Below are 13,597 nucleotides of genomic sequence, written 5' to 3'. Positions count from 1 at the left end.
CTTCCACCTGACGATCGACAACCTTCGCATCGCCCAGACGATCCTCGTCACCCGCGACTTCAACCTGGCCAGGCAGCTGATGGAGGTGAAGGTCGAGGTCCGGCGGATGGAGAAGCAGTCGTCCGAACGCCACCTCGAGCGCCTGCGCGACGGCCGCGCCGACAGCCTGCAGACGAGCTCCCTGCATCTCGACATGCTGCGCGACCTGAAGCGCATCAACGCCCACATCGTCTCCGTCGCACATCCCATCCTCGACGAGAGCGGCCTGTTGATCGAAAGCCGGTTGCGCAAGCCCGCCGAATAGCGATCAGTCTGCGGAAGGCAGCCGCCGCATCGTAAACTCGATCTGGTCGCCGTCGAGCTGGCGCCAGCTCTCCACTTCGGTCCAATATGCAGCCTTCGGGTATTCGTCGAACCACTCTCGCGCCTTGGCGCGGGCGTCGAGCAGAGCGAGGCAATAGGTCTGCCGAACGAACCGATCGTTCTTGCGCGGCGTGCCTTCGGCCCGATGGGTGGCAATCCTTCGCTTCAAGCCGTCAAAGGACGGAGGTCCTGGAATCTTTGTCATAAAACCTACCTCTGCCGGAAAAGGTAGTATCGAAAGTCGCATTTTGCGAGTCGAATCTGAGGTAGCCTCAGCCTACCCCCTGGTGCTGGCGAGAGCCCGGTCCACCTGCTATCAGGGGCGACAATGACAAAATGACGAGTCGCGCCGGATGACGCTGCTCACCGGAGACGACGTAAATGGAAAGACCGGAACTCCCGATCGGACTGCCTGAGGACATCGAGGATAAGAAGACGACGGCCCGCGCGTGGTTTGAAGGGCTGCGCGACACGATTTGCGCCTCTTTCGAAGCTCTGGAGAATGAACTGACCGGTCCGCTCTCCGACCGGCCGCCGGGACGTTTCGTCGCCAAGGACTGGCAGCGAGAAAACGGCGCCGGTGGCGGCGGCTGCATGTCGATGATGGAAGGCCGGGTATTCGAGAAGGTCGGCGTCCACACCTCGACGGTCTACGGCGAGTTTGCGCCCGATCTCCGCGCGCAGATGCCTGGCGCCAAGGACGACCCACGTTTCTGGGCCTCCGGGATCTCGCTGATCGCCCACCCCGTCAATCCGAATGTCCCTGCCGTGCACATGAATACGCGCATGGTCGTGACTTCCAGCCGCTGGTTCGGCGGCGGTGCGGACTTGACGCCAGTGCTCGACCGGCGCCGGTCACAGGAAGACGAGGACAGCCGGTTGTTCCACAAGGCGATGGAGATTGCCTGCCGCAGTCACGCTGACATCGCCGACTATGCTGCTTACAAGCAATGGTGTGACGACTATTTTTTCCTGAAGCACCGCAACGAACACCGCGGTATCGGTGGCATCTTCTACGACTGGCTCCATTCCAGTGACGAGGCAGGCGGCTGGGACGCGGATTTTGCCTTCACCCGCGACGTCGGACGGGCATTCGCCATGGTTTATCCGCGGATTGTCCGCGCCAACTTCAATAAACAGTGGACAGACCAGGATCGTGACGAACAATTGATTCGCCGCGGACGCTATGTCGAGTTCAATCTCCTCTACGATCGTGGAACGATTTTCGGTCTGAAAACGGGGGGAAATGTCGAGTCCATTCTCTCGTCGCTTCCTCCGATGGTCCGCTGGCCATGACATCGCAGAAGTGATCGATAAAAACACGGTGAGAGGCTTTCAATACGGAAGATCGGATACTAATTTAGGATGTACGTGCGTAACAATCGGAGGAGGATTGTCATGACGCTACAGAGTGGATCACCGGCATCGGCAGGCGTTCGGGACACCCGCCCCATCGATGCACCGGAGTTCCTGCAAAGGCTGGCCGAGGACCTGAGAGCGAAAAGCGGCTCCGATCTGCCACTTTCCTGCTATGTCGAACAAGTAAAGCTTCAACTGGCCGGAGGCAGGTCTCCGGAAGAGTTGGCGCGCCTGGCAAAGGTCCAGGGCAACAGAGCGAATACCGACTGCTATCGCGCCTGGGCAATGCCCGAATAGCACCGCGATCGGACCGGCCGGTGCGGCACCGGCCGGAACCTTCTCACCACCTCGAACATTCACACAAGACGCGAGAGCGTCATGGATCCGTCGAATTCAAGGCAGGAGGAACGAATGAGACTTTTCGAATGTGGAACGCTTGTACCCGGATGCACTTGGCATACCCGGGCAAGCGACGATGCGGAAGTCGTCCGGCGCGCGGTCGAGCATATGAAGAACGCGCATGAGGAGACCATTATTCGCGAAAACATGGTGGACAACATCAAGGCCCGTATCCGCAACGAAGCCACGGCAGCCTGACCTACCTCACCAGTTCGGCGAGCCGGGCGAGCAGGGTCGCCCGGTCAGCAGCGAAATTCTCTTCGATCCATTGGTTTTCCAGGTCCGACAGGATTTCGCCGACGCGTTTCCCGGCGGGGACGCCGCCGGCCATCACGTCGCTGCCGTTCAATGGAAACGAAGGCTTTTTCCACGTCGCGGCATGATCGAGAAGCCTGCCGAGACGCGCGGAACGAGACATCTCGTTCAAATCGCCCTCCGCCTTGCCGCGTGCAGCGGCGAGCGCAAGCTTCAGCCTCGCCACGATTCCCTCGGTGCCGTTGCGGTAGAGAAGCCGGTCGAAAGCGGCCGACGACATCTCGTCGTTGATCGGCGCCGCAGTGGCCCATGCTTTGAGGAAACCGGCCTCGGCGTTCGCCAGCTTCAGCCTTGCTGCCATTTTCTCCAGACGTGCCACGTCGGGCGGCACGATTGAGGCAAGCCGCAGAAGCGGATCCGGCCGCCAGTCGAGTGCCTTCTCGGTCGCAAGCAGTGCCGGGATCGCGTCGATGCCCCACTTTTCGGTCTCCGGCACGACCTCTGTGAGAACCCCCGCCTGTCGCATCCAAAGCAGCGCCCGGCCCGGATCCTCCGCGGCCAGGAGCTTGCGAAGCTCCGACCATATTCTCTCCGCCGAGAGTGTGTGCAGCTTCGACCGCGCAGCAGCCGATGCCCGCAATCCGTCGGCATCCGGGCGCCCGGAACCGTAATAGGCGAAGAACCGGAAGAAACGCAGAATGCGCAGGTAGTCCTCGGCGATACGCGTCGCAGCATCCCCGATGAAGCGAATGTTGCGCTTCTCGATATCGGCAAGCCCGCCGACCAGATCGACGACGTCCCCTCTCTGATCCGCATAAAGCGCATTGATGGTCAGGTCGCGCCGCTCTGCATCGGTCCGCCAGTCGGTGCTGAATGCCACCTTGGCGCGGCGCCCGTCCGTTTCGATATCGGTCCTCAGCGTCGTGACCTCAAACGGCTTGCCGTCGATCACGAGCGTCACCGTGCCATGATCGATACCCGTGGGCACAGCCTTGATGCCGGAGGCCCTTGCACGCTCCACGACCGTCTCGGGAGTCAGCGTCGTCGCCACATCGATATCGCTGACAGGCAGCCCCATCAGGCTGTTGCGTACCGCGCCTCCGACCACACGCCCCTCGCCGCCATCGGCATTGAGCAGTGCAAACACGCGCCCGAGCGCGGGATCCTTGAACCATGCTTCCTGAGCAAGGTTGGTCATGCATAAAGCCTTTCGTAGAGGGTGCGGACAATGCCGGCGGTGATGCCCCATATCATCCATGTTTCATAGGGCATCCGATAAAAATGCCGATCTAGCCCGTCCACCATGCGCCTGTCGCGCGTGTGGTTGGAGGGGTTCATCAGGAACGACAGGGGCACCTCGAAGACATCATCAACCTCGTCGGGGTTGGGTTTCAGCTCGAAGCCACGCTGCACGACTGCCAGAACCGGGGTAATGCGAAAGCCGGTTGACGCCAGGTAGTTCGGCAGCCTGCCGACGGTCTCGACAAAAGAACCGTCGAGCCCGATCTCTTCCTCGGCCTCCCGCATGGCCGCCTGTTCCGGGGAAACGTCGTCCGCGTCGATCTTGCCGCCGGGAAAGGCGATCTGGCCCGAATGCTTGCGGAGCGTCGCGGTGCGCTGCGTGAAGATCACATGTGCCTCGTCGCCGTCATCGACCACAGGCACCAGAACTGCGGCATCCCGCAGTTTGAAAGTTTCCACCTGCGCGACGATCTCCGGATTGAGGATGTGGTCGCCGTGATCCCGCCAGGAAAGATCGACTGGTCCGCCGGTCTGATGCAGCGCCCGACGACGGAATTCAGCCGCAGAGTACAGCGATCGGTGATCGGTCGACACATGGCTCATCGCGACAACGCATCCAGTTCGCCTGCTGGCATGACGGGAAAGATCCGGCCGGCCGAGCGAATACAGAACATCTCGACGCCGTCCACCCTGCAGATCTCGCCCCGTTCGACGAGTTCATACATGACAGCCCGTGAGACGAGCGCCTCCAGCCGGCCCCGCACATGCAGATAGGGCTTCAGCTCCTTGTTGTCGCCGTGGACGACGAAGCGGAGCGGATGTTCCTCGCTCGCCTCCACGACATCGCCGACGTTGGTGCGAAAGGTCAGCACCGGTTCCCCGTCGCGCTCGGAGGCATTCATCTCGACGGCCACGAACGGCGCATCGACGACCCTGATCCCTACTTTTTCCACAGGAGTTATCAGGTATGTCTTCCCGTCCTCGTCCTTGCGCAACACCGACGAAAACAACCGGACAAGCGGCGCCCGGCCGATCGGCGTTCCCATGTAGAACCAGGTGCCGTCGGCACGGATTTCCATGTCGATGTCGCCGCAGAAAGCCGGATTCCACTTGTCGACGGGCGCAGGTCCCCGTTTCCTGTCGCCGCTGTCGCCTGCGGCACGAGAAATAAGCGCGGCCAGATCTGCCGCATCCGCTGTCGACCTGATATCCTCGGCTGCCATTGTTCCGTCCCGGTTTGCCCTTAACGCAGTAACGTCACGAGATAGTCATTTGAAACGAACTTGTCAGCCCGCAACATCTTCATAACTCTATCGGGTATGAGGCACACGTGTAAGTCCGCCGATTCGCGACGAATGATATCAGCCGCTGGAGATGCCTGATGGGTATGATGAAGACCGAAGCCCCCCTCGATGAAAAGGCGATCGTCGCCGCAGCCGAAAAGGCGCTTGCCGATATCGCCGCCGTTCGCGGCGAGGTGTCCAAAGTCATCTTCGGTCAGGAAAGCGTGGTCGAGAACACGCTTCTCGCCGTTCTCTCCGGTGGCCACGCGCTGCTTGTCGGCGTGCCGGGCCTTGCCAAGACCAAGCTCGTCACGACTCTCGGCGAAGTGCTTGGGTTGGGCGCAAACCGCATCCAGTTTACGCCGGACCTGATGCCGTCGGATATCCTCGGCTCCGAAGTGATGGACCAGGACGAAAGCGGCCGTCGCTCCTTCCGCTTCGTCAAGGGCCCGGTCTTCGCACAATTGCTGATGGCCGACGAGATCAACCGCGCGTCCCCGCGTACGCAGTCGGCATTGCTGCAGGCGATGCAGGAATATCATATCACCGTCGCCGGCCAGCGCTACGACCTGCCGAGCCCCTTCCACGTGCTCGCCACCCAGAACCCGCTGGAACAGGAGGGCACCTATCCGCTTCCCGAAGCGCAGCTCGACCGCTTCCTCCTGCAGGTCGACGTTCATTATCCCGAACTGGCCGCCGAACGACAGATCCTGCTCGAAACGACAGGTCTCGGCGAAACTGCGCCGCAAGCGGTGTTGAATGCCGAGCGGCTGATCGAGATCCAGACACTGATCCGGCAGATGCCGGTGAGCGACAAGGTAGTCGACGGCATTCTGGCACTCGTCCGTTCTGCCCGCCCCGGCCAGGGCAACGCGTCGACCGACAAGAACGTCGCCTGGGGTCCCGGCCCGCGCGCCGGCCAGGCGATGATGCTGTGCGCCCGCGCCCGCGCGCTCTACGAAGGCCGCCTCGCTCCGTCGCTGGACGACGTCCACGCGCTTGCCGAGCCGATCCTGCAGCACCGCATGGCGCTGACGTTCGCGGCACGCGCGGAGGGAATGTCGGTCCGCGACGTCATCGCCGGCCTGGTCAAGCAAGCCAAGGGATAAGGAAGCCTGACGCGTGGCATCCATCGGACAAATCGTCAATCCGACCCCAGGCAGCGACGCGCTTGCGCGTGCGCGGCAGCGCGCCAGCCTGGTGCCGGATTGCCTGGTGGAAGCCAAGCGGATCGCCAACACCGTGATCGCCGGCTGGCACGGCCGTCGCAAACGCGGCATCGGCGAGAATTTCTGGCAGTTCCGCCCCTATACCGACGGAGAAAGCCTGTCGCGCATCGATTGGCGCCGCTCCGCCCGCGATGACCATACCTATATCCGCGACCGCGAATGGGAAGCCGCCCACACCATCTGGCTCTGGGCCGACATGTCGCCGTCGATGATGTACAAGTCGACCTTCGGCAATGCCTCCAAGGAGAGCCGCGCGCTGGTGATCATGCTTGCGCTTGCCGAAATCCTGGCGCGCTCCGGCGAACGCGTCGGATGTCCCGGCGTCATGGAGCCGATTTCCGCCCGCAATGCAGCCGAACGCCTTGCCGCTGCCCTGATCCACGCGCCGCTGACCGGTGGACTTCCAGAGACCGCAATGATCCGTGGCTGGAGCGATCTGGTGCTGATCGGCGACTTTCTCGATGACGCGCAGGCAATCATGGCCCGCCTCGGGCCGCTTGCGCGGCGAGGCCTGCGCGGCCATGTGATCGAGGTGGCCGATCCGGCCGAAGAACTTTTCCCCTATATCGGCCGCACCGAATTCACCGATCCGGAGACGGGCTCGAAACTGACCTCGGGTCGCGCCGAAAACGTTCGCGACGCCTACAGCAGAGCCTACCTCGCCCGGCGCGAAGACCTCGGTCAGGCGCTGCGCCATCTCGGCTGGACCTTCGTAAGCCATCGCACCGATCATCTCGCCTCCGAGGCGCTCGTTGCCGTACACATGCATCTGTCCGGCATGCCCGGCACCGCCATGCACGGAGGACAGCGATGAACGCCCTGCCCTTCGCATTCGCCTATCCCGCCATCCTTGGCGCGCTCGTCGCGCTGCCGGTCATCTGGTGGCTGCTGCGGCTGACCCCGCCGCGCCCGAAGACGGAAGTCTTTCCGCCGCTGAAAATCCTCGCCACCGTGCTGAAGCGCGAAGAGACGCCGGCGCAGAGCCCTTGGTGGCTGACCTTGTTGCGCATGCTGCTGGCTGCCGCGGTGATCCTCGCTATTGCCGACCCGGTCTTCAACCCGCGCACAAGCTCACTTGCCTCTGGCGGTCCGCTGGTGCTGTTCGTCGATAACGGCTGGGCAACATCGCCGGATTGGGCGCGCCGCGTCCAGACCGCCGACGCCCTGATCGACGACGCCGAGTCCGCAGGCGAGCCGGTGGCCATCGCCTTTACCGCCGACCCGACCAACGATGCAGTGCCCGGTACCGCTGCGGTAGCGCGCGAGAAACTTCGCGCCGCCGAACCGAAACCGCTGGTGCCTGACCGCCAGCGTGCCTTCGAGGCACTGCGCGCGGCCCTGGACGGCATCCGCCCCGGCACGCTCGCCTTCCTGACCGATGGCGCGGCATCGAAGGACGACGACACGATCGTCCGCCAGCTCTCCGATCTCCAGCCGGCGCAGTTGCGGCTGGTTGCCGGCGATCCCTCCGGAACCGTGGCGATTACCACGGCGAACAATGCCGCCGACGCGATGACCGTCACCGCCACACGGCTGGACGGTTCCGCTGCAGCGTCCCTGCCGTTGACGGCACAGGACGCACAGGGCCGCGCGATCGCCTCGGGCACTGTCGATTTCCAGCCCGGCCAGGCCGTCGCCACAGGCGCGATTGCCGCTCCGTTTGAGATGCGCAACGATTTTGCCCGCATCAGCATCGACAACCACCCGACGGCCGGGGCTGTCCACCTCCTCGACGACGGCTTCAAGCGCCGCCGCGTCGTTCTGCTCTCGGGCGAATCCGGCGACACTTCCCAGCCGTTGCTTTCGCCGCTCTATTATATCCACCGCGCCTTGCAGCCCTATGCGGACCTGATCGAACCGAACACGTCAGACCTCGCGACTGCGATTCCGGAACTCCTCTCACAGAATCCGTCGGTCATCGTCATGGCCGACATCGGCCGCCTGCCGCAGGAAACCTACGAGCCGCTGCAGCGCTGGATTGCCAACGGCGGCACGCTGCTGCGCTTCGCCGGACCGCGCCTGGCCGCCGCGCCTGCCGACGATCCGCTGGTGCCGGTGACCCTTCGCCAAGGCGAGCGCGCGCTCGGGGGCGCATTGTCATGGGCCGAGCCGCAACCGCTCGCCGAATTTCCTACCTTCGGCCCGTTTGCCGGCATGCCGAAGCCGACCGATGTCACGATCAAGCGTCAGGTGCTCGCCGAGCCGACCCCGGACCTCGCAGAGAGAACCTGGGCAAGCCTCGCCGACGGGACGCCGCTCGTGACCATGAAACCGATCAATGCCGGCCGGATCGTGCTGTTCCACGTCAGCGCCGAGGCCACCTGGTCCGACCTGCCTATATCCGGCAATTTCGTCGAGATGCTGCGGCGCCTTGTGCAACTCTCGCGGTCTGGTGGTGTTACATCAGAAGCCGGCGGCGCCACGACGGCCGAAGCGCTTCCGCCCTTCCGACTGCTGACGGCAAAGGGCGCATTGACCACCGAAACCGGGTCCGCACGACCGTTGATCCCCAATGCCAAGGTCACGCCGCTCGCCGGCTTCGAAAATCCGCCGGGCCTCTATGGCTCCGAGGAAGGATTCACCGCCTTGAACGTTCTGCCGAAGAACGCCGAACTGAAGCCGCTCGACGCCACTGGTTTCACCGTCGTCCGGGAAGGATTGATCGGCGGCGAGACATGGTCTGCAAAGCCGGCGCTTTTCCTGATCGCCTTCCTGTTGCTTGTCGCCGACAGCCTGATCGTGATGGCGATGAGCGGCGCTTTCTCCCGCATCCGGCCTGCGGCCCGCACGACCGCCCTGATCGCCGTTGCCATCGCCGCCGCATTTTTCCTTCAGCCCGGCCAGTCCAGGGCGGACGATTCCAAGCCGGGTGACGACCAGATTTTCCAAAGGCTGGACAATACCCACCTCGCCTATGTCGTAACCGGCGAGCAGGAGGTCGACCGCATATCGGAGCGGGGTCTGGAAGGCCTCACCGAGTTCCTGACCTTCCGCACGACGCTTGAGCCGGCACCACCCGTCGGGCTGGATCTGGCGAAGGACGAGCTCGCCTTCTACCCGATCATCTACTGGCCTGTGTCCGCGACGGCGCCGATGCCCTCGGCGGCGGCCATCAACAGGATCGATGCCTATATGCGCGCCGGCGGGACGGTTCTCTTCGACACCCGGGACCAATTCAGCGCGCTCGATACCGGCGGCGGCGCGACGAGTGCCAACGGTGAACGGCTGCAGCAGATCCTTGCCAATCTCGATATCCCGTCGCTCGAACCTGTGCCCTCGGACCACGTCCTGACAAAGTCGTTCTATCTGCTTTCGAGCTTCCCCGGCCGCTATGCCGGCAGCCCGCTCTGGATCGAGGCGCGGCAGGAAAATCGCGCGGCCACCGCCAAGTCGACAGCGACCGCCGACGGCGTCTCACCGATCCTGATCACCGGCAACGATTTCGCCGGCGCCTGGGCCGTTGACGAAAACGGCGCACCGCTGCTTCCGACGGTCCCGCCGGACGAGATGCAACGCGAATACGCCTACCGCAGTGGCGTCAACATCATGATGTACATGCTCACCGGCAACTACAAGACAGATCAGGTTCACATTCCTGCCCTTCTGGAAAGGCTGGGGCAGTGACATGACAGTTGATTTCTCGCCCTTCATCCCCTGGCCGGTGCTGGCCACACTGACCGTTTTCGCCGTCGCGATCGCGGCCTTCGCCATCTGGCGGGGCATACGCGGCGCGTGGATCCGAAGCATTGCCGCCCTGGCGCTGCTGGCAGCTTTGGCAAACCCGCTGCTGCTCCAGGAAGACCGCGAACAGCTCTCGACTGTCGTTCCTGTCATTGTCGACCGCAGCCAGAGCCAGCAGACGCCGGAACGCATCAAGATGACGGACGATGCCCTGGCTCAATTGAAGGATCGCCTGGCGCGTTTCCCGGATATCGAGCCGCGTTATGTCGACGCCACCGCGCCGGAGGATTCCGACGCTCCCTCCACGCGCCTCTTCAACGCGCTGTCGGCCGCCGTTGCCGACGTCCCGCCTGCCCGGATCGGCGGCGCGATCATGCTGACGGATGGAGAGGTGCACGATGTACCCGGGGTCAATCAGGCGCTCGGCTTCAACGCTCCGGTTCATGGGCTGATCACCGGCAAGGCCAATGAGTTCGACCGGCGCATCGAGGTTATCAAGGCGCCGCGTTTCGGGATCGTCAACGAGGAACAGCAACTCGTGCTCCGCGTCTTCGATGACGGCCCGAGCCCGGGCGGCACCGCAGACGTGACCGTCAAGCTGAACGGCGACGAGATCGCCACGCTTCAGGCCACGCCAGGCCGGGACACGCCCTTCTCCTTCAAGGTCGAGCGCGGCGGCAGCAACGTTCTCGAATTCTCGGTTGCGGGATTGCCCGGCGAGGTCACGGAAGCGAACAACCGCGCCGTCCACGTCATCGATGGCATCAGGGAGAACCTTCGCGTTCTCCTCGTCTCCGGCGAGCCTCATGCCGGCGAGCGCGCCTGGCGCAACCTGTTGAAGTCGGACGCCGCGGTCGATCTGGTCCACTTCACGATTCTGCGCCCGCCGGAAAAACAGGACGGCACGCCGATCAACGAGCTCTCCCTGATTGCCTTCCCGACACGCGAGCTGTTCGTCGACAAGATCAAGGATTTCGATCTGATCATCTTCGACCGCTACCAGCATCGCGGCGTCCTGCCGATCCTCTACTATGACTACATCTCGCAATACGTCGAAAACGGCGGCGCGCTGCTGATCGCGGCCGGCCCAGAACATGCGGGTCAGGATTCGATCGCACTGACGCCCCTTTCCTCCGTCCTGCCGGCCGCACCAACCGGCCAGATGATCGAGAAGGCCTTCTACCCCCGCCTGTCGGAAGACGGCCGCAAGCATCCGGTCACGCGTGGTCTCGACGGCTCGGCCGACGAGCCGCCGCATTGGGGTCGCTGGTTCCGCAGCGTCGATGTCGAGCAGCCGCAGGGTCAGACGGTCATGGTCGGCGCCGACAATCATCCGCTGCTGGTGCTGAACCGCGCCGGACAAGGCCGCGTCGCGATGCTGCTCTCCGACCAGGGCTGGCTCTGGGCACGCGGCTTCGAAGGCGGCGGTCCGCATGTCTCCCTCTATCGCCGCATTGCCCACTGGCTGATGAAGGAGCCGGCGCTGGAAGAAGAAGCGCTGACCGCCCGCGCCTCCGGCCGCACGCTGGAAATCACCCGCCAGACGATCGGCGACAATCCCGGCAGCGCCACGGTCCGCTATCCCTCCGGCCGCACCGAAACCCTGCCGCTGACCCCATCCGAGCCCGGCCTCTTCAAGGCCGAGAAGAAGATGGACGAAATCGGCCTGTTCGAGATTCGCAACGGCGAGATGACGACACTGGTGCATGTCGGCGCCGTCGATGCGCCCGAGTTCAAGGCTATGATCTCGACGACAGACGCTCTGAAGCCGATCGCCGACAAGACAAAGGGGCTGGTCACCCGCGTGTCGGATGCCGGCGGCACGATCGCCATCCCGCCGATCCTGCCGGTGCGTGGCCAGATCCGCGTTGCCGACAGCGAGCGAATGCAGATTCACCTGACCAGCGAGACGGTGCTCAAGGGCATCAATACCCTGCCGCTGTTTGCAGGCTTTGCCGGCGTTGGCATTCTGCTCCTGGCCTTCGGCGCGATGTGGTGGCGTGAAGGACGCTGACGCCGTGGCAATGTTCGAGCTCACCGGCTCCCCCTCACCCGACGACCTCGCCGCGATCGGCGACGGGCTGAGCGCATTCAACGTCAGCCATGTCGGTCCGTCCGACCGCCAGGCACTCGCCGTTCTCATCAGGGACACGGACGGCAAGGTGACCGGCGGCCTTTCCGGCTATACTGCTTGGGGCTGGCTGTTCACCCAGCTGCTGTACATTCCCGACGGCGAACGTGGGAAGGGACTTGCAGCCAAGATCCTCGCCAGGGCAGAGGATGAAGCCGCAGGGCGCGGTTGCCACAGCGCCTGGATCGACACGTTCAACCCGCAGGCGCTGCGTGCCTATCTCAGGCAGGGATACGAAATTTTCGGCGAATTGCCCGACTTCCCGAAAGGCAGCACCCGGACTTTCCTGCGCAAGGCGCTCGTTCGGCGCCAAGGGTCGGGCGAGGCACAGCTCAGCTGAGTGCCACCTGGCGCGTCTCGGCGTCCATCGCCATTGCCGCAAGCGCCGCCAGGACCAGGAAGCCGGCGAAGAGCCCGATCGCAACCCCAAGCCCCTCCGCCACGACCAGTGCCATCAGAGACGGCGCGACGAGACCCCCAAGCCGCGCCATCGCGCCGGCTGTCCCCATCCCGGTTGCCCGCAAGGCGGTTGGATAGAGTTCGGGCGTGTAGGCATAGAGAGCGCCCCACGTGCCGAGCAGGGCAAAACTCATGACCAGCAACGACGCACCCACCAACAGGTCGTCTGCCGAGACCACGAAAAGCAGGCACCCAGCGGCTGAAAGAAGGCAAAACCCGACAAGGGTCGGCTTGCGCCCCCATGCTTCAACGCCATAGGCCGCAAGCGCGTAGCCGGGCAGTTGCGCCAGCGCCACGAAAACCAGAAAGCCGTATCCTCTGACGAAACCGAAGCCGTCGGCGGCGAGCTTCGCCGGCATCCAGGTGAAAACGCCGTAGTAGGAAACGGAGACGAGGAACCATATCGCCAGGATGAGGACGCTGCGGCGGCGAAGACGATCGGAGAATATCCCGCCAGATGCGGCTCTGGGCGCGGCGGCGATCTCGTCCTGTGGCCCCAGCGGTGCCCTGCCGTTTAGGGTCAGCACTCGATTGACGATGGTCCTGGCGTCGTCGGCACGTCCTGTCCGCAGCAGGTAAAGCGGCGATTCGGGCACGAAGAACCGCAGGGCCAGCCCCAGAACCGCCGGCAGCGCAGTGACCGCAAAGATGTAGCGCCAGGCGTCCTGCACACCGGCGACGCTGGCGCCCCAGGCGGCCAGCGCGACAATCAGTGTGCCGATGGCCCAGAATCCCTCAAGCGCCACCAGCCAGCGTCCGCGGCTTTTCGCGGGAAGAAACTCCGCCATCATCGCGTAGTCGACAGGAAGGGTCCCGCCGACCGCTATGCCTGTCAGAAAGCGCAGGGCAAGCAGGCTGGCGAAGCTCGGCGCAAAGATCGACAGCGCACCGAATACCGCATCGCAGGCAACCGTGAGGATCAGCACCTTGCGGCGCCCGATCCGGTCGGCGAGGCGGCCGAAGGCGAATGCGCCGATCAGCATGCCCAGGAAGAACAGCGTCCCCGTCTGCAAGGCCTGCGGCACGGTCAGTCCGAATGTTGCGGCAATCGAGGCCGCCGTAAAGCCGACGGCAAGGACCTGCATGGCATCCGCCGTCCAGACCAGTCCGAAAATCGCGAGAAGCCTCCGCTGGAACCGGCCGGTTCCCGCACGATCCAGCGCCTCATCGACAGAAATGCGACTCATGATTGCTCC

General features: G+C 63.9%; 14 protein-coding genes. 9 read left to right on the top strand and 5 right to left on the bottom strand.

What is annotated here, in order from left to right; translation table 11 throughout:
* The coding region (locus tag ASC97_RS07300) for a Na/Pi cotransporter family protein (protein WP_162246679.1) at window positions 1–304 on the top strand (304 nt) is incomplete at its 5' end.
* Between the two features lie 3 nt (window positions 305–307).
* On the opposite strand, the gene ASC97_RS07295 is transcribed toward ASC97_RS07300, so the two are convergent.
* On the bottom strand, window positions 308–568 hold the full coding sequence (locus ASC97_RS07295) for a hypothetical protein (protein WP_037058665.1): 261 nt from the start codon (window positions 566–568) through the stop codon (window positions 308–310).
* A gap of 176 nt (window positions 569–744) precedes the next feature.
* On the opposite strand from ASC97_RS07295, the gene hemF reads away from it, so the two are divergent.
* The 3 genes from hemF to ASC97_RS07280 all read left to right on the top strand — a co-directional run bounded on the left by hemF (window position 745) and on the right by ASC97_RS07280 (window position 2,319).
* Entirely contained in the window at window positions 745–1,659 is a 915-nt protein-coding gene (hemF, locus tag ASC97_RS07290) for an oxygen-dependent coproporphyrinogen oxidase (RefSeq protein ID WP_057467683.1), read from the top strand.
* A gap of 102 nt (window positions 1,660–1,761) precedes the next feature.
* Window positions 1,762–2,019: a hypothetical protein gene (locus ASC97_RS07285; RefSeq protein WP_057467682.1), complete on the top strand. Its 258-nt coding sequence runs from the start codon at window positions 1,762–1,764 to the stop codon at window positions 2,017–2,019.
* Window positions 2,020–2,133: 114 nt separating this feature from the next.
* Complete coding sequence (locus tag ASC97_RS07280; RefSeq protein ID WP_057467681.1) at window positions 2,134–2,319, top strand: DUF1059 domain-containing protein; 186 nt, start codon at window positions 2,134–2,136, stop codon at window positions 2,317–2,319.
* Between the two features lies 1 nt (window position 2,320).
* Here the strand turns inward: ASC97_RS07280 and ASC97_RS07275 are convergent, their stop codons facing one another.
* The 3 genes from ASC97_RS07275 to ASC97_RS07265 are packed head-to-tail and all read right to left on the bottom strand — an operon-like array spanning window position 2,321 to window position 4,841.
* Window positions 2,321–3,574, bottom strand: a complete 1,254-nt coding sequence (locus tag ASC97_RS07275) for a CCA tRNA nucleotidyltransferase (protein ID WP_057467680.1) — start codon at window positions 3,572–3,574, stop codon at window positions 2,321–2,323.
* Window positions 3,571–4,221, bottom strand: a complete 651-nt coding sequence (locus ASC97_RS07270; RefSeq protein WP_057467679.1) for a CoA pyrophosphatase — start codon at window positions 4,219–4,221, stop codon at window positions 3,571–3,573. The genes ASC97_RS07275 and ASC97_RS07270 overlap by 4 nt, the downstream gene beginning before the upstream one ends.
* The gene (locus ASC97_RS07265; RefSeq protein ID WP_057467678.1) at window positions 4,218–4,841 is read right to left on the bottom strand and encodes a DUF1285 domain-containing protein; all 624 of its coding nucleotides are present in this window, start codon (window positions 4,839–4,841) and stop codon (window positions 4,218–4,220) included. Before ASC97_RS07265 ends, ASC97_RS07270 begins: the two co-directional genes overlap by 4 nt.
* Before the next feature lie 158 nt (window positions 4,842–4,999).
* Here ASC97_RS07265 and ASC97_RS07260 point away from each other — a divergent pair, with 158 nt between their 5' ends.
* From ASC97_RS07260 to ASC97_RS07240, 5 genes are read left to right on the top strand one after another with little or no spacing between them, the layout of a single operon-like run.
* Window positions 5,000–6,010, top strand: coding sequence for an AAA family ATPase (locus ASC97_RS07260; protein ID WP_057467677.1), 1,011 nt, complete (start codon window positions 5,000–5,002; stop codon window positions 6,008–6,010).
* A 13-nt stretch (window positions 6,011–6,023) separates the two neighbouring features.
* Complete coding sequence (locus ASC97_RS07255; protein ID WP_057467676.1) at window positions 6,024–6,944, top strand: DUF58 domain-containing protein; 921 nt, start codon at window positions 6,024–6,026, stop codon at window positions 6,942–6,944.
* Window positions 6,941–9,754 carry a DUF4159 domain-containing protein gene (locus ASC97_RS07250; protein ID WP_057467675.1) on the top strand — a complete coding sequence of 938 codons (2,814 nt, stop codon included), beginning with the start codon at window positions 6,941–6,943 and terminating at the stop codon, window positions 9,752–9,754. Before ASC97_RS07255 ends, ASC97_RS07250 begins: the two co-directional genes overlap by 4 nt.
* 1 nt (window position 9,755) lies before the next feature.
* Window positions 9,756–11,825 (top strand): hypothetical protein, encoded by a 2,070-nt coding sequence (locus tag ASC97_RS07245; protein WP_057467674.1) that lies wholly within the window; start codon window positions 9,756–9,758, stop codon window positions 11,823–11,825.
* A gap of 4 nt (window positions 11,826–11,829) precedes the next feature.
* The gene (locus tag ASC97_RS07240) at window positions 11,830–12,282 is read left to right on the top strand and encodes a GNAT family N-acetyltransferase (protein WP_113001212.1); all 453 of its coding nucleotides are present in this window, start codon (window positions 11,830–11,832) and stop codon (window positions 12,280–12,282) included.
* On the opposite strand, the gene ASC97_RS07235 is transcribed toward ASC97_RS07240, so the two are convergent.
* Complete coding sequence (locus ASC97_RS07235) at window positions 12,275–13,588, bottom strand: MFS transporter (RefSeq protein ID WP_057467672.1); 1,314 nt, start codon at window positions 13,586–13,588, stop codon at window positions 12,275–12,277. The two genes, ASC97_RS07240 and ASC97_RS07235, sit on opposite strands and share 8 nt — an antisense overlap.
* Window positions 13,589–13,597: the final 9 nt, after the last annotated feature.

It is taken from the genome of Rhizobium sp. Root1203, assembly GCF_001424945.1.
Lineage (GTDB): Bacteria > Pseudomonadota > Alphaproteobacteria > Rhizobiales > Rhizobiaceae > Rhizobium.
This window is presented reverse-complemented; position numbering and strand designations above follow the sequence as displayed.

Coding starts and splice junctions, on each gene's coding strand:
- ASC97_RS07250 (WP_057467675.1), top strand. CDS start 6,941: ATGAACGCCCTGCCCTTCGCATTCGCCTATCCCGCCATCCTTGGCGCG.
- ASC97_RS07235 (WP_057467672.1), bottom strand. CDS start 13,588: ATGAGTCGCATTTCTGTCGATGAGGCGCTGGATCGTGCGGGAACCGGC.
- ASC97_RS07245 (WP_057467674.1), top strand. CDS start 9,756: ATGACAGTTGATTTCTCGCCCTTCATCCCCTGGCCGGTGCTGGCCACA.
- ASC97_RS07275 (WP_057467680.1), bottom strand. CDS start 3,574: ATGACCAACCTTGCTCAGGAAGCATGGTTCAAGGATCCCGCGCTCGGG.
- ASC97_RS07285 (WP_057467682.1), top strand. CDS start 1,762: ATGACGCTACAGAGTGGATCACCGGCATCGGCAGGCGTTCGGGACACC.
- ASC97_RS07270 (WP_057467679.1), bottom strand. CDS start 4,221: ATGAGCCATGTGTCGACCGATCACCGATCGCTGTACTCTGCGGCTGAA.
- ASC97_RS07260 (WP_057467677.1), top strand. CDS start 5,000: ATGGGTATGATGAAGACCGAAGCCCCCCTCGATGAAAAGGCGATCGTC.
- ASC97_RS07280 (WP_057467681.1), top strand. CDS start 2,134: ATGAGACTTTTCGAATGTGGAACGCTTGTACCCGGATGCACTTGGCAT.
- ASC97_RS07265 (WP_057467678.1), bottom strand. CDS start 4,841: ATGGCAGCCGAGGATATCAGGTCGACAGCGGATGCGGCAGATCTGGCC.
- ASC97_RS07295 (WP_037058665.1), bottom strand. CDS start 568: ATGACAAAGATTCCAGGACCTCCGTCCTTTGACGGCTTGAAGCGAAGG.
- hemF (WP_057467683.1), top strand. CDS start 745: ATGGAAAGACCGGAACTCCCGATCGGACTGCCTGAGGACATCGAGGAT.